Source organism: Methylomonas montana, from assembly GCF_030490285.1.
Taxonomy (GTDB): Bacteria; Pseudomonadota; Gammaproteobacteria; order Methylococcales; family Methylomonadaceae; genus Methylomonas; species Methylomonas montana.
The window spans coordinates 1,246,495-1,267,406 of record NZ_CP129884.1; the positions used below are offsets into that span (position 1 = coordinate 1,246,495).

The 20,912-nt window shown below is 53.8% G+C and carries 15 protein-coding genes and 1 pseudogene; 10 read left to right on the plus strand and 6 right to left on the minus strand.

The features are described from left to right. Positions 1–10 precede the first annotated feature (10 nt). The 6 genes from QZJ86_RS05990 to QZJ86_RS06015 all read left to right on the plus strand — a co-directional run bounded on the left by QZJ86_RS05990 (position 11) and on the right by QZJ86_RS06015 (position 8,053). Positions 11–1,087, plus strand: a complete 1,077-nt coding sequence (locus QZJ86_RS05990; protein WP_301937274.1) for a metallophosphoesterase — start codon at positions 11–13, stop codon at positions 1,085–1,087. A 20-nt stretch (positions 1,088–1,107) separates the two neighbouring features. After that, positions 1,108–1,521 carry a cytochrome C gene (locus QZJ86_RS05995; protein ID WP_301937276.1) on the plus strand — a complete coding sequence of 138 codons (414 nt, stop codon included), beginning with the start codon at positions 1,108–1,110 and terminating at the stop codon, positions 1,519–1,521. 420 nt (positions 1,522–1,941) lie between these two features. Continuing rightward, a complete protein-coding gene (gene kaiC / locus QZJ86_RS06000; RefSeq protein WP_301937277.1) occupies positions 1,942–3,684 on the plus strand; it encodes a circadian clock protein KaiC in 1,743 nt (580 codons plus the stop codon). Continuing rightward, on the plus strand, positions 3,681–3,971 hold the full coding sequence (locus QZJ86_RS06005; protein WP_301937280.1) for a circadian clock KaiB family protein: 291 nt from the start codon (positions 3,681–3,683) through the stop codon (positions 3,969–3,971). The genes kaiC and QZJ86_RS06005 overlap by 4 nt, the downstream gene beginning before the upstream one ends. Next, positions 3,968–7,132, plus strand: coding sequence for an EAL domain-containing protein (locus tag QZJ86_RS06010; protein ID WP_301937282.1), 3,165 nt, complete (start codon positions 3,968–3,970; stop codon positions 7,130–7,132). Before QZJ86_RS06005 ends, QZJ86_RS06010 begins: the two co-directional genes overlap by 4 nt. Positions 7,133–7,147: 15 nt before the next feature. Beyond that, positions 7,148–8,053, plus strand: coding sequence for a diguanylate cyclase (locus QZJ86_RS06015; protein WP_301937284.1), 906 nt, complete (start codon positions 7,148–7,150; stop codon positions 8,051–8,053). 109 nt (positions 8,054–8,162) lie between these two features. Here the strand turns inward: QZJ86_RS06015 and QZJ86_RS06020 are convergent. The 3 genes and pseudogenes from QZJ86_RS06020 to QZJ86_RS06030 all read right to left on the minus strand — a co-directional run. Further along, positions 8,163–8,402, minus strand: a pseudogene (locus QZJ86_RS06020) (transposase); the annotation flags it as partial. Between the two features lie 30 nt (positions 8,403–8,432). Next, positions 8,433–9,074 carry a hypothetical protein gene (locus QZJ86_RS06025; protein ID WP_301937285.1) on the minus strand — a complete coding sequence of 214 codons (642 nt, stop codon included), beginning with the start codon at positions 9,072–9,074 and terminating at the stop codon, positions 8,433–8,435. Between the two features lie 133 nt (positions 9,075–9,207). Then, positions 9,208–9,612 (minus strand): YciI family protein, encoded by a 405-nt coding sequence (locus QZJ86_RS06030; protein WP_301937286.1) that lies wholly within the window; start codon positions 9,610–9,612, stop codon positions 9,208–9,210. 551 nt (positions 9,613–10,163) lie between these two features. Here QZJ86_RS06030 and QZJ86_RS06035 point away from each other — a divergent pair. Continuing rightward, entirely contained in the window at positions 10,164–11,684 is a 1,521-nt protein-coding gene (locus QZJ86_RS06035; protein WP_301937288.1) for a type VI secretion system contractile sheath domain-containing protein, read from the plus strand. Between the two features lie 159 nt (positions 11,685–11,843). On the opposite strand, the gene QZJ86_RS06040 is transcribed toward QZJ86_RS06035, so the two are convergent. After that, positions 11,844–13,625 (minus strand): GspE/PulE family protein, encoded by a 1,782-nt coding sequence (locus tag QZJ86_RS06040; protein ID WP_301937290.1) that lies wholly within the window; start codon positions 13,623–13,625, stop codon positions 11,844–11,846. Between the two features lie 445 nt (positions 13,626–14,070). Between QZJ86_RS06040 and mnmH the strand changes: the two genes are divergently transcribed. The 3 genes from mnmH (at position 14,071) to QZJ86_RS06055 (ending at position 18,096) form a co-directional block, all read left to right on the plus strand. Beyond that, the gene (gene mnmH, locus QZJ86_RS06045; RefSeq protein ID WP_301937291.1) at positions 14,071–15,153 is read left to right on the plus strand and encodes a tRNA 2-selenouridine(34) synthase MnmH; all 1,083 of its coding nucleotides are present in this window, start codon (positions 14,071–14,073) and stop codon (positions 15,151–15,153) included. Further along, a complete protein-coding gene (gene selD / locus QZJ86_RS06050; protein ID WP_301937294.1) occupies positions 15,146–17,413 on the plus strand; it encodes a selenide, water dikinase SelD in 2,268 nt (755 codons plus the stop codon). The genes mnmH and selD overlap by 8 nt, the downstream gene beginning before the upstream one ends. A 293-nt stretch (positions 17,414–17,706) precedes the next feature. Continuing rightward, positions 17,707–18,096, plus strand: coding sequence for a glycine zipper family protein (locus QZJ86_RS06055; protein ID WP_301937295.1), 390 nt, complete (start codon positions 17,707–17,709; stop codon positions 18,094–18,096). Between the two features lie 222 nt (positions 18,097–18,318). Here the strand turns inward: QZJ86_RS06055 and QZJ86_RS06060 are convergent, their stop codons facing one another. Together QZJ86_RS06060 and QZJ86_RS06065 are read right to left on the minus strand one after the other, a co-directional pair. After that, on the minus strand, positions 18,319–19,020 hold the full coding sequence (locus QZJ86_RS06060; protein WP_301937296.1) for a hypothetical protein: 702 nt from the start codon (positions 19,018–19,020) through the stop codon (positions 18,319–18,321). A gap of 117 nt (positions 19,021–19,137) precedes the next feature. Beyond that, positions 19,138–20,739, minus strand: coding sequence for an alkaline phosphatase (locus QZJ86_RS06065; protein ID WP_301937298.1), 1,602 nt, complete (start codon positions 20,737–20,739; stop codon positions 19,138–19,140). Between the last annotated feature and the right edge of the window lie 173 nt (positions 20,740–20,912).

The following is a 20,912-nucleotide window of genomic DNA, read 5'->3' on the forward strand; positions in this document are numbered from 1 at the left end:
GAGAGACGTGATGAATATCATCAATAGCAGCCGGCGCAACTTCATCAAAACCAGCGGGGCATTGGCACTGGGAACTACCTTGCCGATCAGTCTGGTGGAACTGGCCTTTGCCGATACCACCGAAAACTTTACCTTTGCCTATATTTCCGACGCGCATATCCAGCACATCAGCGGCACCCGGTTCGTGCGCAACTGGGATCAAGGCTTGAAACGGGCGGTCGCCGAAGCCAATCTGTTAACGCCCAAACCGGATTTTGTGATGTTCGGCGGCGACTTGGCGCAGCTGGGCAGCAAGCCGGAACTGGACCACGGCGCCGAAATCATCTCCGCGCTCAGCCATAAAGTGCATTACGTGATGGGGGAGCACGATTACTACCTGGATTTGGGCGCGTACTGGGAAAAACTGTTCGGCCCGCAATATCACAGCTTCGACCATAAAGGCGTGCATTTCATTGTGTTGAACAGCATCCGCACTTACGACGACTGGACTTACAAACGCTGGCCCACCGCCGAACAAAGGATGTCGGAAATGGCCGGTCTGGATAACCCCAACGGCTCGCCGTTCATGGTCGGCGACGAGCAGCGCAAATGGCTGAAGGCCGATCTGGATAAAGTCGCCAAAACCACGCCCATCGTGGTGTTCTCGCATTCGCCGCTGCAAAAAATTTACAAGGGCTGGAATTTCTGGACCGAGGACGCCGAGCAGATTCAGGCTTTGTTAAAACCGTTCGCCAAAGTTTCGGTGATCTACGGCCACGTGCATCAGATTCAATACAACCAGATCGGCAACATCAGCTTCAACTCGGTGATGGCCACCGCCTGGCCTTGGCCGTATCCGTCGACTTACGCACAAGCCGAACAATATCTGCCCAAATTGACGGTGCCGATGAACCGAGCCGACCCGTTTCAGGAACGGGATGCCACCGGCTGGCAGTTCATTAACGTCGCCAGCGGCCGGGTCGATCTGAATTTTACGCTGTACAACAACAGCGAACGTTCGGTGATTTTCAATCCGAAAGCCAAACATCCGGAAGATCGCGCCTATCAGGCCGAATCCAGCCGCATCCCACCGCAAAGCCATTATTAATCAGCGCTAAGGAGCATGACATGACAAATAAAAAGCTAACTCAATCGATGCTGATGGTGGCGGTTTTAGGCTCGCTGGCATGGGCAACGGCACGAGCCGACGAATTCAGCGCCGCCGATGCCGAGCGTTGGCAACAACAATTCATGGATAGCGTCAAACAAGGCCGCGAATTATGGACCAGCCCGACGCTGGGCAGCAATGGCGTCGTTTGCGCCCAATGCCACCCCAACGCCGCCAACACCCATCCGGAGACCTACCCCAAGTTCCAAAAACAGATCGGAAAGGTTATTCCATTGTGGGAAATGATCAACTGGTGTTTACGCAACCCGCTGGAAGGTCAGCCATTGGCCGCCGACGATCCGAAGATGGTCGCGATTCAGGCCTATGTCACTTACGAACGGCGCGGGGTGAAATTGGAGCCGGGTAAGCACTGATCCGGCGTTCCGCTTCAAATGTTCTGGAGCTGAGGCGCAGTCTCGGCTCTAGCCAACTACCACGCCGACAAATCAAAACACTAGCCTCCTTAATGTGGTCTAGCGCACATACTTCCCCGCCAATCAATACGATACTGTCCACTTTCTTTCGGTACTAGGCTGGTGCATTTCTGAAAGCTATCTTCATTCTGATATCTTGGAACATGCCGACAATCTATCAGCGCCTCCATTTGATTGATTTTGAAGCTAAATCCTAGCCTTTCGTTCAATCTACACAGCAAATTTCGAAAGACGCCACACTTCGTCCAGCTCTGTCTGACGGCGGTAACAATCCGAGCATAACATTGCCGGAAAGGTATTGAATGCGCCACGGGCCACCATCGCAGTAGCGGCATCAATGGCATTTCTTAGAGGACAATCATGAATTCGACACCGCCACCCCTCATGAAACCGCAAGCCAAAGCGCCGAGCGGCATCTCCGGCTTCGACGACATAACCGGCGGAGGCTTACCGCATGGACGCACGACGCTGCTGGTCGGCGGACCCGGCTCGGGCAAGACGATCTTCGCACTGCAATTTTTAGAGCATGGGGCACAGGATTGCCAGGAACCCGGCATCTTTGTGGCTTTCGAGGAGAGTTCTCAGCGTATCGTCGCCAATGCCGAAAGCTTCGGCTGGAAGCTGGATGAATTGCAGGAAAAAAGCCTGTTTTTCATGGATGCCCAGCCTTCGCCAGACTTGGTCCAGTCCGGCGATTTCGATCTGGGCGGCATGTTGGCGGCATTGGAAGTCCAGATCGGAGAAATGGGCGCGCGGCGCATCGTATTCGATGCGCTGGATATTTTGTTGGTGTTGCTACCTGATCAGGCGGCCATCAGGCGGGAAATCTATCGGTTACATGAATGGTTATTGGCGCACGAAATGACCGGTCTTATTACCTTAAAGGCTGACGGCGATCAGACCAGTCGCATCAGCCAGCAGCCGTTTGGCTTCATGCAGTTCATGGTGGACTGCGCGGTGATACTAAATCATAACGTTGAGTTGGGCATATCGCAACGTAGTCTGCGGGTGCAGAAATATCGCGGCTCCAGCTTCGATGAAAACGAATCGCCGTTCCTGATCGGCAAAAAAGGTTTCGAGGTGGCCGTCGCCCGCACCCTGGATAGGATGGATGCCAATGTCACCAACGAACGGGTGTCCAGCGGCGTGACACGACTCGATACCATGTTGGGCGGCGGTTACTACCGGGGTGCCAGCGTGTTGATTACCGGTTTCTCCGGTACAGCCAAAACCACCTTGAGCGGCACCTTCGCCGAGGCAGCCTGCCGGCGCGGCGAGCGCACGCTGTTCGTCAGTTTCGACTCGGATGGCACCGAGGTCATCCGCAATCTAGCCTCGGTCGGTATCCGTTTGGATGATTACGTCAAAAACGGCTGTTTGCGGATGGTCTCAGCCCGCGCCATCACCGGCAGCGCCGAAACCTATCTGGTGCGCATAAAAACCCTGGCGCAGGAACATGAAGCGGTTTGCCTGGTCATCGATCCGGTATCCACCTGGTCCAAATCCGGCAATGACTTGAGCGTGCAAAGCGTAGCGGAACGCCTGATCGACTGGTCAAAGGCCGAAGGCACCACGCTGGTCTGCACCCGATTGCTCGATGAGATGTCCAGCTTGGTGGAAGCGGGTTCGCCTTTACAGATCTCGTCCATCGTCGACACCTGGATTCACCTTAACTATCTGGTGCAAGCCGGGGAACGCAACCGGGGTTTGTCCATCGTCAAGTCGCGCGGCATGGCGCATTCGAACCAGGTGCGCGAGCTGATTCTCAGCGATGCCGGAGTGACCCTGGCCGACACCTACACCGCTGGCGGCGAGGTGTTGATGGGAACCTTGCGTTGGGAAAAGGAAAGCGCCGAGCGCATTGCCCACGAGGCCCACGACGCTGCCGTCAAGCTGAAGCGCGTCAAACTGGATGCCGAGGAAGCCGATCTCGAGGTGCGCTTGAAGTCTCTACAGGCCGAATTGGTGGCAAAACAGACCGAAAAAGCCTTGTTGGTTCGCGCCACCCTCAGTCATGAGGGTGAGTTATCGCAAAGCCGCACCCGGATGCAAGAATTGCGCGGCGCCGATGGCGAAACCGTAACGGGAGTGAAACCGCAATGAGCCAACCCCTTATCTTCAATTTCCGACTCTATGTCGCCGGCGACGCGCTCAACTCCGCGCAGGCACTGTCCAACCTCACCAGCCTTTGCCGGACCCGCCTGCCAGACCGGCACCAGATCGAAGTGGTGGATGTGTATCTGGAGCCGAAACGGGCACTGGCGGATGGTATTTTCATGACACCGACCCTTATCAAGCTCACTCCCAGCCCTAGCCAAAAAATGGTCGGTAGCCTTAACCGGATACAACCCTTGTTACTGATGTTGGGACTGGAAACCCCGGCCGCATGAACAGCGGACCTCCAGCGGAGGACGCCAATGAAGAAATTATCGCCTTAATCGAATCGCTACACCGCACCGGCCAACGTCTGGAGGAACTGACCGCAGGCGAAGTGGATACGGTGTCGGACAGCAGTGGCCGGACCTTCTTGTTACAAAGCGCGCAGGAGCACTTGCGACTCAGCGAGGCCGCCAAGCAGGCCGCCATCCTCAATGCACTGCCGGCGAATATCGCTCTGCTCAATACCCAGGGCATTATCATCTCGGTAAACCAGGCCTGGCGACAATTTGCCAGCGAAAATGCCTTCCCGTACATCGGCTTTGGCATCGGCCTCGATTATCTGCACATTTGCGACAGTGCCCAGCACGAAGGTGCGTCCGAGGCTCATCAGGCGGCCGATGCGATTCGCTCGGTGTTGAGTGGCCGCTTAAAACAGCTATCGATGGAATATCCTTGTCATTCGCCCACGGAACAACGCTGGTTTCTGATGACGGTGGCACCGATGGGCGACGATCATCCCATGGGTGCAGTGGTGATGCATATGGATGTGACGGCACAACAGCGGATCAAGGAAGGTCTGCTCGCCAGCGAATTGCGCTTTCGCCAGCTGGCGGAAAACATTCGCGACGCCTTCTTCCTGCTGGATGCCGATGGCAGCCGTATGCTGTACGTTAGCCCGGCTTATGAAGAAATCTGGGGGCGCAGCTGCGAAAGTCTGTATGCAAATCCGGAATCCTGGACAGAGGCGATTCACCCGGATGACCGGGCGTCGACTTACGAGAGTTATCGGAAAACACTGGTGGCAGGCGATGCCGATTTTCAATTCCGAATCGTGCGCCAAGACGGCTCGATTCGCTGGATCGAACTGAAAGGCTATCCGGTCTGCGACGAGGCTGGCAAGTTAATTCGCATCGCTGGCCTGGCCAAAGACATCACCCGACGCATGCAGGCCGCGCAAGACTTGCGGGAAAGCGAGCGACGCTTCAGAGACTTGCTGGAAAATATAGAGCTGGTTTCAATGATGCTAGCCCCAGACGGCAGTATCACCTATTGCAACGACTACCTGCTGCGCCTGAGCGGCTGGCATCGCGACGAACTGCTCGGTCGAAACTGGTTCGAGATATTTATACCGCCCGAGCTTGGCGAGTTAAAAGGTGCCTTTTTTTCGGGTCTGCTCGCCAACCTACCGGAAAGCTGGCATCACGAAAACGAGATTCTGACCCGTGCCGGCCAGCGTCGCCTGATTCGCTGGAACAATTCGGTGCTACGCTCCGGAACCGGCGAGGTGATCGGCACGGCCAGCATCGGCGAAGACATTACCGAGCGCAAGGCAGCCGAAGCCAGGATCGCTTATCTGAACCGGGTATACGCCATGCTCAGCAACATCAATATGCTGATTGTGCGCGTGCATGACCGCAACGAACTGTTCCAGGAGGCCTGCCGGATTGCCGTAGAAGCCGGCGGCTTTCGGATGGCGATGATTATCATCATTGATAGGCAACTGAAGCAGGCTATCCCGGTTGCCTCGGCAGGTGTGGACGGCGGGCTGCTGACGGCCATCAAAGGTATCTTGTCATCGAGCGAAAAGGTAAAAATCAGCATGGTTATGCGGGCGATCCGCGAAAAGGCCACCGTCGTCTCCAACGACTCGCAAACCGACGCCAGGGTGCTGTTGGGCGCGAAGTACGCCGAATTCGGCGTCCACTCGATGGCTATCCTGCCGTTGCTGGTTGCCGATGAAGTGAGAGGCGTACTCGCACTTTACGCCAGCGAGATAGCCTTCTTCCGTGAAGAAGAGATGACGCTGTTGACGGAACTGGCCGGCGATATCGCCTTCGCCATCGATCACATCGCCAAGCAGGAACGGCTGGACTATCTGGCCTACTACGATGAACTCACAGGGCTGGCAAACCGCAGGCTATTTCTGGAGCGGGTGGCGCAGTACATGAGTAGCGCGATCGGCGGCGAGCACAAACTGGCCGTGTTGCTGATCGATCTTGAGCGCTTCAAGAACATCAACGACAGTCTGGGCCAGCTGGGTGGCGATGAGCTGTTGAAGCAGGTGGCGGAGTGGCTGACCCAAAACGCTGGCGAGGCCAACCTGATCGCGCGGATGGGTGCGGACCACTTTGCGGTGGTGTTGCCAAAAGTCACGCAGGAAGTCGATGTAGTCCGGCTGATCGAGAAAACCATGGCAACCTTTCTGGAGCATCCGTTCCACCTGCATGACGCCAGTTTCCGGATTGCCATCAAGGTTGGCGTGACCTTATTCCCGGATGACGGCACCAGTGCGGACACCCTGCTCAGGAACGCCGAGGCCGCGCTCAAAAAAGCCCAGACCAGCGGCGAACGCTACTTGTTTTACACGCAGAAAATGACCGAGGCCATGGCCCATAAGCTGTCGCTGGAAAATCAGCTGCGTAAGGCGCTGGACAACGAAGAATTCGTGCTGCATTACCAACCCAAGGTGAATCTGGCCAGCGGCAAGCTTACCAGTGCCGAGGCGCTAATACGCTGGAACGATCCACGCATCGGCCTGGTGCCGCCGGCCAGGTTTATCCCTATCCTGGAAGAAACCGGACTGATCAACGAAGTCGGCCGCTGGGCGCTCCATCAAGCCATCGACGACTATCTGCGCTGGCACGCCTCGGGTCTGGCCGCTGTGCGCGTCGCGGTCAACGTCTCGCCAATGCAACTGCGCGATCGCGGCTTCTGCCGCCAAATTTTGCAAGCCATCGATATTCACGAACAAGCCCCGTCCGGCCTGGAACTGGAGATCACCGAAAGCCTGATCATGGCCGATGTCAAATACAGTATCGCCAGTCTGCAAACCATACGCGCCATGGGCATCAGCGTCGCCATCGACGACTTCGGCACCGGCTTTTCGTCGCTCAGCTACCTGTCCAAATTGCCGGTGGATACCCTGAAAATCGACCGTTCGTTCGTGATCGAAATGACCGAATCGACCGAGGGACTGTCGCTGGTCTCCACCATTATCAATCTGGCGCACTCAATGAAGCTCAAGGTGGTGGCGGAAGGTGTCGAAACCGAAGAGCAGGCCAATCTACTCCGGAAGCTGAGTTGCGACGAAATGCAGGGCTATTTATTCAGTAAACCGTTGCCGAGCGAGATTTTTGAATGCAAATTTCTGTCGCCGCTGCTGCAATGTTAATTTTGGAGAATAACCATGTTCAAGCTGGATGAAGCAAAGTTACAAGCGGTACTGAAGCAATTGCATCAAGCCATTTATAACCATGAGCGTTGGCATAACGACCTGATTCGGACCATCATCTGCCAGCAACCGCACGACCAGCATGACATGGCCAAGGATGCACATCGCCGATGCCGCTTCGGTCAGTGGTACTACAACGACGTGCCAACGGAAGTCCGCGAGCACCAGGCCTTTCTGGCGATACGCGCCGAGCACAAGTACATGCATCAGCTGGCCACGCAATTGCTGGCGACCGCGTCGACGAAAGCGGCGATCGCGCCGCACGACTATGATGCTTTCGCCAACGCGCTCGACCGCTTGCGTCTGGAAATACAGACGCTGGAGCGCGAGATCGAGGAGTCACTATATAACCACGATCCGCTAACCGGTGCCTTAAACCGCATTGGCATGTTGACCTCGCTACGCGCGCTGCACGAACTGGTCAAACGCCAGGTTCAACACTGTTGCATCGCCATCATGGATCTGGATCACTTCAAGGCTGTCAACGACAGTTGTGGCCATGCCGTTGGCGACAAAGTGCTTTCCGCTTCGGTAGGCTATCTGATGGATCATCTGCGACCCTACGACAAGGTGTTTCGCTACGGTGGCGAAGAATTCCTGATCTCGTTGCCAAGTACCGATCTACAGGCCGGTCGCACGATGATCGAGCGCATCCGCGAAGAACTAGGCAAAACCCCGTTGGCTTTTCACGGCAGCAAGCCAATTCCGCTCACCGTATCGTTCGGGCTGGCCATGCTCGATCCGGATGTTATCGTTGAAGAGACCATCCACCGCGCCGATAAAGCGCTGTATGCGGCCAAAACCGCCGGGCGCAACTGTTCGTGGATATGGGACACCGTCAATGCGGCTCCCGTGGCATAGGGTCGGCAAAACGTTTATTTCAAAACGACTGTGGAAATGGATGGCTGATCGGAGCCAAAGCTAGTCAGTTATCACCCCCGGCAAGCCGGGGCGCATTATTGTTTTCACTTCAAAGGGGCGAATACAGGAATCGCCTAAAGGCGATCAACCGTTCGCGCTCATCTTCGTGTTCTTGCTCACGAATGTAATGACGAACCATCCCTTCATCAAAACCTGCTGTTGATACAAATAAGCCTCGTGCCCAGAAGTTTTCGCCGGTGAAGTTTTTTGTCTTCGCCATGACGGTCCGCACAATCGAAATCGCGTTCTTGCCTTTGATGAATTCAGCCACGTTGGATACCGCATATTTTCGAAGCCAGCGATCTTATTTTTTACGGCGCTAGCAAAATGAAAATAATGTTTCGCCTATCGCCAGCGATTGACCTGTCAAACCGGTATCGGTTGATTTCAGCCGCACTTCCGGCGATTGGGTGTATCGTAATTTTACCGAGTCGGCTTGGCTGAAATTAAACTCACAACGCGCCAGCAGCGGGTTGTTGACACAAACCTCCGCTATTTGAGCCACGTTAAACTTGCCACCCTTGGCCTTTTTGAATTCTTCGTCTAGACGCGTTTTCCATCCTTCCGTATTGAACTTGTAGTAGCAAACAAAAATGGTCGGCGCATCCTTGTTGGCGATGATCAATGTTTTATGTCCCGGCGCGTCTTCGCCGGCCAACAGCGCCAGGTTTTTACTATGCAAATCGGCTTTGATATTTTCGCTGTCGGCAAGACACGTCAGGCAAACGCCGCTAAGTCCGGCGTATTGGGTATTTCTCACGCCGAATCGCTCCTTGAATGCAATAAGCTCAAGGTTAGCGTTGCCGAAATTAATGCCTATGCTGGTATACCTGTCACCGGTCATTAAAGGCCAGGCCTGGGGTAAGGCAAACGTGTTATAAAAATCTTGATAAACGGCTTGAGGATCGTCTACTTCGATCATCAAATGGTCGATTCTGTCGAACTGGTGTAACTGGATCATTATCTTGGCACCGAGATAAAACCTAGTTTAAGCAACGCGGCGTGGTTTTAAATGCTGCGTTACTCTCGCATAATCTTCTGCAGGCTAGTTAAGGGATACTTCCCGTCGCTGCTCTCAACAATGTCGAGCAGCATCACAGGTTTTTAGATTCGCTTGGGGTTTCGGTCATGACTTTGAAGGCGCTGGCTTTGGTCGGGTCTATCGGCCTGATCTCATAAGACAAACCGCAGTTGAGGCAAGGGTTCTCCGCCGCGATCCGCGCGGCTTGGTCGAGGCTATCGGCCAGGATGAACCAGTAGCCGCCGATCACTTCTTTGGTTTCGCTGAATGGGCCATCCGTGACGATGTTATTCTTGGAAACCGTCCTGCCTTCATTCGCCAGCCGTTGGCCGGTTTTCATCGTACCCTCGGCAACGTGCTGGTCGAGCCAGACGTAAAACTGGTCGATCGCGTCCTGTATGTCCTGTTTGGATAAGTCCTTGTCCCATTGTCCTCGGGAAATGACTAAGTATTCCGATGGTGACGTTTTTGCGTTCATGGTTGGTATCTACAAGTTAAAGAGTTCGTGCTTCGTGCAACGAGATGGGCCATAACGCCCGTTCCAGTCTTGCGACATATCTCAAATCCATTTGATGGTAGGATAATTTTTGCCGTAATGGCAAGTTAACTCGTCTATGCGACATCAATATTACGCAAACAACCATGCTTGTTATTGTGGATTTTTGGGTTTGTGGCATCGCCCGCTGATCGCCGATGTTTAGCTTGGTTCAGCAATTCATTATACCAATCGGTACTAACATTAGAGCTTGGCTTTTTTTCGTTTGCCGATTGCCCCAGGTCGTTAGAGACGATTGTCTGGCTAAATCATGTCGGCGCCGAAAATCCCGCTGGCGACATCATAATCGGCATGCGCCCACGCGCTAAAATGGCATTGATATGCCAAATTCGGGTGGTTTGGCGCTTTTGGCCGGCTTACGACGGGCGCATGGAATATGTTTTTTGCCTGGTTCCCGAATACAGTCATCAGTCCGATGTTGATAACACAACACGCAGCGATTTAGCCTGCGCTGATAGCGGCAATATGCGTAAATGATTAAGCGGTCCAGCCGTGCCAGTCCCGACGTAAACCAGAAGTTGGCCGTAGCCATTTCGACCGCCAACAGCTTGGCTTGTTGGAGAGGATTAGGTCTGCTACTGTTTGACGGTAAAGCGCTGATCGCGCAAGGAGTATTGATGCCAGGCAGAATTGATTTTACGATGGGTTTTAACCCCCCAAAAGCCGCGAAACGACTGGATGGCGACAGCCATTACCGGGTTTACATGCTCGGACATTTTTCCGGCCACACGGATACGCCTTGGGAGCAGCGCAAAATCCGTAAAATCGACATCGATCATTTTGAACAAGTGCAGGCCCAGATCATGCCGACGCTGGAAATAGCGCCGGGTTCGACGCTGCAATTCGCGGCGCTGGACGACTTTCATCCCGACGTCTGGCTGGGAAAAATCAAGCTATTGGCCGATTTGCGGAGCTTGAAAAGGGAGTTGAGCAATCCCGATACCGCCGAACACGCGGCGGTGCGGATACAAGCTTATTTTCCGGTCATGCCCGCCGGCGACGCGGCTGTCCAAGTGCCGGAAGCCACGGAAAGCCAGGAAGACATGCTGGAGCGGCTGTTGGGCAAGAAGCCGGAAAGCCCGGTCGCTGCCGACGATTCGGTCGATAGCTTGTTGAAACGGATGGTGGCGCCGCATGTGGCCAAGGATGCCGCGCCGCAACACCAGGCTTTGATCGATCTGATCGACGCGACGTTGAGTCAGTTTGTTCGGGAGGTGCTGCACCGGCCGGATTTTCAAAAATTGGAAGCGCTTTGGCGCGCCGCGGCGATGTTGGTCAATGAAGAATTCGCCGACCGGCACGACATTTTTTTAGTGGACATCAGCCAAGCCGAATTATCCGCCGAGTCGAAAAGCGGCAGCCAAGCCTTTGCACGGAAGTTGCTGAGCCATGTTCAAGATAACGACGATCAAGCCGATGTTTTGTTGGTCGGCGACTATGGTTTTACCGATAGTGCCGGCGATAAAAGTTTGCTGATATTTTGTAGCCAGTTGGCCAAGACATGTGGCGGTCATTTTCTGGGTGGCGTCGAGCACGCGCTGACCGCCGGCTTGCTGGCCGGCGATGCTGAAACCATCCAAAATTGGGCAGAATATCGCCGTGAAACCGCTGCCGATAACCTGATACTGGCTTATCCGCGATACTTACTGCGCCTGCCTTATGGTGCGAAACGCGACCCGCTCGAAGCGTTTGTATTTGAAGAATGTTCGCTGATTCCAAAACCGGATGAATTGCTTTGGGGGAATCCGGCATTTCTCTGCGCTCAGGCGTTGATTAGAATGGCCAATGTTGGAAACGTGGCTGATCCCTACTTCTTTAACGATATTCCGGCCTTTACCTATCCGCGAGACGACGAGCAAATACTCCAACCGGCAACGGAAAGCGTATTAAACGAAAAGCAGGCGAATTTTTTGTTGTCGCAAGGCATCGTGCCCTTGATCTGTTTTCGGCAGCGGCAGGGCGTGCGTGTACTGGCGGGTTCAAGCTTGTCTTAATGGTTGATGCGAGCTGTTCGGGCAATGCCGCATGCTGGCGCTTCTTAAGCGATAGTCTTGGAATGCCTTGTTGAGGAGCTTGCAGGTGGCTGATTGCGCGTGGCAGGGGATTTGATGCTCTCGCTTAGTCCTAAGCACTTGAGCCAGGTTGGTCCCGATTCAAAATTCGATCCGTTCCGGAGCCACGCGCAACACTTCTTCTATCGTGGTAATGCCCGCCGCGACTTTCTCCGCGCCGCTCAAGCGCAACGGGCGCATGCCTTCCTTGATGGCGTGGCGTTGCAACAGTAGGGTGTCGCAACCTTCCACGATCAGTTTTTGTAGCGAGGCACTGTTCTCGAAGATTTCATAGATGCCCACCCGACCGGCAAAGCCGGTGTTGCGGCATTCCTTGCAGCCGACGGCTTTGTAAATTTGTTTGGGTGTGGCGACTTTAAATGGCGCGACTAGCGCCTGCCATTGGGCTTCGTCCACCGCGGCAGCCGCTTTGCATTGTCGGCACAACACCCGGATCAAGCGTTGCGCCATGATGCCCAGCACGGTTTGTTGGATCAGATAACCGGGCACACCGAGATTGAGTAAACGGGTGACGGCCGCCGGGGCGCTGTTGGTGTGCAAGGTGGAAATGACCAAATGCCCGGTCAGCGACGCTTGCACCGCCATTTCCGCGGTTTCCAGGTCGCGAATTTCGCCGACCATGATGATGTCCGGGTCTTGCCGCAACAGGGTGCGAATGCCGCTCGCAAAGTCCAGGCCGATATTGGCTTGCACCTGCATCTGATTAAAGGCCGGCTCGATTTGCTCGATCGGGTCTTCGACGGTGCACAGATTGATTTCCGGCGTTGCCAGCCGTTTTAACGTGGAGTAGAGCGTGGTGGTTTTGCCCGAACCCGTCGGGCCGGTCACCAGAATGATGCCGTGGGCCTGGCTGGTCATCCGGTTCCAGATATTCAGCTCCTGCTTGTTGAAGCCCAGTTGCTCGTAATCGCGCAACAGGACTTCCGGATCGAAAATCCGCATGACCAGTTTCTCGCCGAACGCAGTCGGCATCGTCGATAGCCGCAACTCGATTTCCTTGCCGTTGCTATTTTGGGTCTTGATCCGGCCGTCCTGCGGCAGGCGTTTTTCGGCGATATTCATCCGGCCGAGTATTTTGGTCCGGCTCAGCACCGCATTCATGATCGGCATCGGCAGTTGATAGACATTATGCAGAATGCCGTCTATCCGAAACCGCACATTGCCTTGCAGGCGGCGCGGCTCGATGTGGATGTCGCTGGCGCGTTGATCGAAGGCGTATTGCAACAGCCAGTTGACCAGATTCACCACATGCTGATTGTTGGCGTCCAGGTCTGGAATTTGGCTCAGTTCCACCAGTTGTTCGAAGTTTTGGCCTTCGGCTGCCCGGCCGTCGTTTTGCTGCTGTGCGCCTTTCAGCGATTTGGAAAAATTATAAAACTCGTCCAAATAACGCTTGATCTCGTCCGGATTGGCAAATACGCAGCGGATTTTGCCTTGATGCATCTTGGCCAGATCCTGCTGCCAGACGCGGACGAATGGTTCGGCTGTGGCGACGACGATTTCGTCGTTGCTGATCTTGATCGGCAGGATGTTGTAATTGCCGGCGTAAGCCTTGCTGAACAAGGCGGTGACGGTGGGGACATCGACTTTCAGCGGGTCGAAATAGTAATAGGGCAGGGCTAATTTCTTGGCCAGCCATTGGGTCAGGTCTTCCTGAGTCAGTAGTTTGCCGAGCTGGGTTTGGTCGGCCAGTTCGCATTCGGCCAACACTTTTAATGGGTGCTTGTGTAAATTGACCTTGGCGCCGGCGAATTGGCGGCATTTTTCGACATCCTTGGCGGATAGCATGCCATCATCCCGCAACCATTTGATCACTTGTTGAATGTCGAGCTTTCGGTCTTCGGATTTGGTTTCTTCCCGCATGGGTCTGGATTCGCGTGGTGGGATGGCGATAGTCTAACCAAATATCCGGGCCGCGGTGGAGAATTAACCGGCCGGTTGGCTGTGCGATGTCACTGGCAAATGCCTGTTAAAAAATGGATGACTGGAATGAACACAATGATTTGAGGATTATCTGCTGTCGGCCAATCGGTTTTTGTAGAAATTAAATCAGTGGGAGTTCGATTGCCGAAGCCATGCGCACAGTCGAAAAATGCCAACAAGGCTGGCCACCTCAGTGTTGCCGATGTTGCTACAATAGACCATCAGGCATCACGAAAATCACGATATGACGGGTGTTAAGATATTTATCGCAACAGCGCTTAATACCTGTTTTTTTATTTTTGCTCGCGTTGCCAACCCAAGCCAAATTGGAATGTTTAACCACGCTTAAACTTGGCCGGTATTCAAAACTCGCCTACACCTATTTATGATCAAACACCCCACTATGCCGGCAGCCGAGGCTTTCAAACTACTCGGCAATCATGAAGTTGCGATCGTCGATGTCAGGTCGGAGGGCGAATTTGAGAAGGCTCATTTCGATAATACGGTCAATATCCCGATCCTGTCCGATGCGCATCGGCATGAGGTGGGGCTGACGTATAAACTCGAAGGCTCCACAGCGGCACAGGTGTTGGGGCATCAACTGGTCAGCGGCGATTACAAGGACAATATGATTCAGCGTTGGTGCGAGCTTATCAAAAGCCATCCCCGGCAAGCGGCATTGATCTTTTGCTGGCGCGGCGGGCTGCGTTCTCGCTTGTCTCAAGACTGGGTCTACCAAAACGGTTGCGAAGTGATTCGCGTCGAAGGCGGTTATAAAGCCCTGAGACATGAAGCACTCAAGGTGCTGGAAAATCCTGCGCCGTTTATCGTGCTTTCCGGCATGACCGGGGCAGGTAAAACCCGCTTGCTGCACCAACTGCGCAGCTATGTCGATATCGAAGGCATCGCCAAACACAGGGGCAGCGCCTTTGGCTGGCATTTCGGCGCCACTCAGCCGCAACAAGCCACTTTCGAAAACCTGCTGGCGCAAGCGTTTTACCAAGTTTCCGGAAACTACCTGCTGGAAGACGAAAGCCCCAATATCGGCCGCTGCCACCTGCCCGATCACATCTATGCCCGTATGGCCCAGGCGCCGATGGTGATGATAGATATGCCTGTCCGACTGCGGGCCTTGGAAATTTATCGGGAATACATACAGGCGCCTCATGCGGGCGGCGTGCCTTTGCATGACGTGGAAAACCGCTTCCTGCAAAATATGGAAAAAATCCGCAACCGGCTGGGCGGCCTGGAGTGCGAGCACATTAAAAATCTGCTGAAGACAGCCTTTGCTGTCGATGTCACTCATGAAGACAGCGAAGCGGCCCATCTTGACTGGATAGCGCGTTTGCTGACGGTCTATTACGACAAGCGCTATCTGTATGCGCTTTCGCTGAAAGCGCGGCCAACCTTATTTAAAGGTTCCTGGCAGGAATGTCTGGATTTTTTAAAGGATCTGCAACATGCATAACAGCCCGGCTCCTGTCGTCTCGGACTTGATCCTACTTGGCGGCGGCCATGCCAATATCCAGGTCTTGAAGATGCTGGCGATGAATCCCATCGGCGGCCTGAGAGTCACATTAATCTCCGATCAGACCCATTCGCCGTACTCCGGCATGATACCCGGCTTTCTGGCCGGTTATTATTCTTACGAGGAATGTCATTTTGATTTGCGCAGGATCTGCGAAGAGCTCGGTCAGCGTTTCATCAAGGCCAAAATTATCGGGCTGGACCCACACAGCAAAACCGTCCAACTGGAGAATAGAGCCGAAATCCGTTACGACTGCGCGGCTATCAATGTCGGCATTCAGCCCAGGAGCATAGAACATTTATCGGCAGAAGCAGCGGCAAAACTGATCCCGCTCAAGCCGATTTCCCGGTTTATCGCGCATTGGCAGCGACTGATTGCCGACCTTGCGGCTTATCGAGGCGATGAGCCCTTACGACTTGCTGTGGTCGGGGCCGGCGCCTCGGGCGTCGAAATCGCGATCATCCTGAAAATGCTGATAACCCAAAACCGCTGGAACGCCGAGGTGAGCCTGATACACCGCCATGAGTTTCTGATTTCGGCAAAAGACCTGCGCGCCCAGCAGCGGCTGGCAAAAACGCTTAACGATTTGAACATAGCAGTGTTTCAGAACACCGAAGTGCTGGAAGTGCATGAAAAAGGGCTGCTGCTGAAAGACGCTAATGGGCAGATTCATAGCGAAGATTTTTATCGGGCGCTGATCGCCACTCAGGCCGCCGCGCCGGATTGGTTCAAAAGCTCGGGGCTTTCGGTCGATCAGGACGGTTTCGTCAAAGTTACCGGGAAACTTCAAGTCGAAAATACCGAGGCCCTGTTTGCCGCCGGCGATTGCATCCACTTCTCGCCTTCGCCGTTGAAGAAGGCTGGGGTTTATGCGGTCCGGCAAGGCATGGTGCTTGAACACAATATCCGCGCCTTTTTTACCCGGCAATCCGCGTTAAAAACCTTTCATCCTAAAAAGCATGTGCTGTCCTTGATTACGATCGGCGAGCGGCAGGCGCTGGTTCACCAGGACGACGTTTCCATCCTCAGATGGATGTGGCCTTCGCTGTTGTGGCGGGTCAAAGATCAAATCGACAGACGCTTCATGCAGCGTTTCCAGGCCGAGACTTTCAGCGCAAAGCCGGAGCATTTCAGTAAAACCATGCCGGCGCCCAAAACCACCCTGGTGCCGGCGGATTGGCAGGACAACACCTGCGGCGGCTGCGGCAGCAAGCTGGCGGCGTCCACGCTGACGCAAAGCCTTAATAAACTGGCGATTCCGCAACACGACTTAGTGCTGCTCGGCGTGAACGATGGCGAAGACTGCGCGTTGACCCGGTTTTCCGAGCAAACGCTGTGTTTGCAGACGATTGACCAGTTCCGTTCCTTCATTTCAGACCCTTATGTCTTCGGGCAAATCGCCACCCAGCATGCCTTGAGCGATGTCTATGCGATGGGCGGCGTCGCCAAGACCGCCCAAGTCGGTTTAACGCTGCAGGCGGCCACCGAAAGGATACAACAGGAAGATATTTTCCAGGTCATGTCGGGCGTACTGGACATTTTGACTAAAAGCGGCGTTGCTCTGGTCGGCGGCCACACCGGCGAAGGATCGGAGTTCTCGATTTCTATTGCCGTTCAGGGCGAAGTGGCGCCGGACCAAGTTTTAAGAAAACAGCTGACCAAGCCCGGCAACCGCTTGATCCTGACCAAACCCATCGGCACGGGCGCGATCTTTGCGGCCAACATGTTGGCCCAGGCCAACGGCAAGCTGGTGGATGAGGCGCTTTCCAGCATGCTGCAATCCAACAAGATCGCGATGGAAGCGATACGGGGCTTTGATATTTCCGGTTGCACGGATATTACCGGTTTTGGCGTATTGGGCCACGCCTTTGAAATGATGGGAAAAGGCGAGGGCGCCTTGGGGGTTAAAATCGACTATAAGGCCATCCCCTTATTCGCCGGCGTTGCCGAATTATTCAATCAAGGCTATTTCGCCTCTATCGCGCCCAAAAACCATGCTTCCTTGGCTTGCCTGCTGAATGCCGACGTCACCCTGCAAAACTTTCCGGCGCTGTTCGATCCGCAAACCAGCGGTGGACTTTTGTTTTCGGTGCCGATCGAGCAGACGGCAGATTGTCTAACCGCCCTGCATGACAGCGGCGTATCCAGGGCTTGTGTGATAGGCGAAGTGATTGGCACGAATGAAATAATCATTCAATGACACAAGTGTTCGGTTGAAAAGCCAAACAAATCCAATAGCGGTGCAGCTATTCGATAAATTTTCGAATATCCGTTAAAAATCGTAATTCGGACGACTATCAGAGAAAACGTGATCGGCTGGCAGGTTTGACTCAATCAATTTCGACCACTTCGACCGCGTACTACAAGCCAATTACTGTCTTTCAAGGTCTGCCCTGAAATGGCAGCTTTTAACCTGATCCTAATCAAAGCTTAAGTAGATTTTAAGTGGCCGGCTATAGAATTTGCGGCAAGTGAATAATTTATGGAGAAAACATGAAAAAGAAATATTTATCAACAATGCTGGTACTTTCTGCATTAGCGACCGGCTGCGCGTCGATGAGCGGCTGGCGCCCAATTGTCGATCCGCGTATGGACCAACATCCAGAAACCGCTCAGCGCGACATGGTCGAGTGTAAGGCACTGGCAGATCAGGCATCGGATATCACCAAAGAAGTCGCCATGGGGGCCGGTGTTGGTGCTGTCACCGGCGCAGCTGGTGGCGCAGCGGTTGGCGCTATAGCGGGTAGTGCTGCAACAGGTGCCGCAGGTGGTGCCATTTTGGCCGTTCCCGCCGGATTGTGGAAAGGTTATGAAGCCAACGAGGACTTTAAACGAGCATTCAAAAACTGTATGCGCCAGCGTGGCCATACACTGGTCAACTAAAGGCCACCTGGAAAATCCGAAATCTCTGCTGCGGACGTACATCAGGTAGCAAATAAAGTGAGAACCTGATGTACTCGCACAATATCGACAATGCTTCTGCCTTCGCCGTCTTGGTCGACCTAGAAGGTTTCGAAGCTTCTGCCTGCCTGCTGCCGAAGTTTTCGATCGCCCAGTCCTCTTGGTTGGGGTTTTGGCATCTCTTAAAGGCTATCTTTTCAGAGCTTAATGATGGTGATCATGCCCCATTTGCGCCTGAACTTTGATGACAAAAGGGTCGTACTCTTTATCGCCTAAATCGGCGTAATCGATAATGTCATAACCGTTGGTGGGGGTGGGTTGCCAGGGCGCGGCATTCAACTCATACGCGTTCAATAATTCAGTATGCTCGAACACGCCGTCCTGTTCTCGGTCTATCAGAACGGGTAGACCCAGGTCCATCCGGATCACGATATGCCATTGCGAATCGCCGATTTTTCCTTGATATTCGCGAACGGGGTGGTTATCCGACCATTCCACATTGCCGGCAGTCAATTGTTCCAAGACTTTTTCATCCACGAGCAGCGCCAGTTGCTGCCAGGAAGGTTTGGTATCCAACATCCGCAAATCATCTTCCTGGAACTCAATCGCCCGACGATCGGCGTGATACAACTTGCGATGGATTATTGCTTTACCATCGCGCTGCCACAATTCGCCTAGACCAAGTTGCGGGCGTTCAATTACGATTTGTTGGCCGTTGCGCCAGAATCGCCATGTCACATCGTCTGCAATGGTGTCGTGATGTTCATGCCCTTCACCCTCGCGCGCCGTCCTATATTCAGCCGCTACTTTAGGTAAATTTTCAGAGGATAAATCGATGACGCTACCTGCGTCGGCATGTCGGGCTGGGTGGCTGCTGCAAGCGACCGCTAAAATTAAGGCAGACAAGGGAAATAACTTATTTAACATTGGAATAGAAATTCTTAATATGGATACTGCGTCGTGCAGAAAGGTCAAAAAAGTCAGGGGCGCTAGGCGCCCCTGAGTACGGTTTACTACAGACGATTAGCGGCGATCATTCCAGTCTAGCGCATTGGCCATGACGTGATAAATCACGTTTTGCTCCAGCGTGCCGCGTACCAAATAGGCGCCTGGGCCATGGGCATAGATCGTGACGTCTTCACCGGCATGCGTTTCTGAACCCATAGGCACCGTCGCTTCCTGCATGTAGTTTGGATTTTCGGTGTCGACAGCGCTCAAATCAGCACGCAGTTTGTTGCCAGCATACGGTGCGGCCACAGTACCTTCATTGGCGGAGTTGAATTCCTTACGTTGCAGACCACCAGTCCAGCCTGGGCCGTTGGCATAGGACAGCGTAGTGTACGGCAAGCCCAGCGAATCTTTTGATACCACGCCATCTACTGCGGTTTTGCCCAAAATCGGGTTGCCGCGTGAAGGGTAACCGGCGATAGTGAACACATGGCTATGGTCAGCCGTGACCAGAATCAACGTGTTTTTGTCGTTGGTCAATTCCTTGGCTTTTTTAACGGCGTTAGAAAACGCAATCGTATCGGTCAACGCCCGGTACGCATTGCCGGCATGATGAGCGTGGTCGATACGGCCACCTTCAACCATCAAATAAAACCCCTTTTTGTTTTTTTGCAGGATTTTAATGGCTTTCTCGGTCATTTCCGCCAGTGAAGGTTCGCCGGCAGCGTCGTCTTTACGATCGGCTTCATAGCGCATATGCGAGCGTTCGAACAAGCCGAGCAGGTGGTCGGTGTTAGCGGGATTCACCGCGTCGAATTGCGCTTGGTTCCAAACGTATTCCGAGTTGTTGTATTTGGAAGTCCATTCGGTAGTCAGATCGCGGCTGTCTGCGCGCCGACCTTTTTGAGTAGGATATTCAGGATCGGCCGCGTTGTTCGGCATGAAATAGCTGCGACCACCGCCCAGCGCGACTTCCAGGCCGTCGCCGTATGGCGTTTCCAGCAATTGACGGGCAATGTCCTTCACTGTTGCACCGGCGGGCAGATTGCTATCAGCTTCCCAGTCGCGATCAGCGATATGAGCATAGTTAACCGCAGGAGTTGCATGGGTAAAACGAGCGGTGGTCACCACACCGGTCGACATGCCGCGTTGTTCAGCACGCTCTAGGATGGTTTTAACACTTTTAGCCGCCGTGACATCGGCGCTTTTCTCAGTACGCGCAATGGTTTGATCAACAGAGATCGCACCATCATTGGCTTTGATCCCCGCAACCATGGCAGTAGCCGTCGGCGCTGAATCCGAAGTTTGTTGGTTAGCACTTGCCGTTACCGAGTGAGCGATGTTGTTGAAGCGTTCGAAAGCAAGACGGTTAAATTCGCCATCGCGTCCGTCAATTTGACCTTCCAGGATGCGAGCTGCAGTGACGGTCGAAACCCCCATGCCATCGCCTACGAATAAAATGACGTTTTTAGCTTTGCGTAATTCGGCGACATCACGCTTATTGACCAATACGGATTGCTCACCGACTCTGAACCATTCGGCGGCAGATGTCGGCACTTGAGTCGATACGCTGCCTTGATGGTGTTCGTGATGATCGTCGGCTACCGCGCTGATCGATAGGGTTAAACCGAAGGCGCCAATGGCCGCCGCCAGTTTTGTTCGTGCTGGTTTTTTCATAAAAATTGACCTGAAACTGATTGCTTGGGGCTGACAGCTTACCCTTGCAACATGTCAGTTTTATGAAATAGATCGACTGGTTTTGATAGGTCGACTTATTTTGAAATATGAAAAATAAAGCCGCCGTTACTGGCCTTGTCTAGCCAACCTAAAATCGCCGCGTCTGTTGTTAT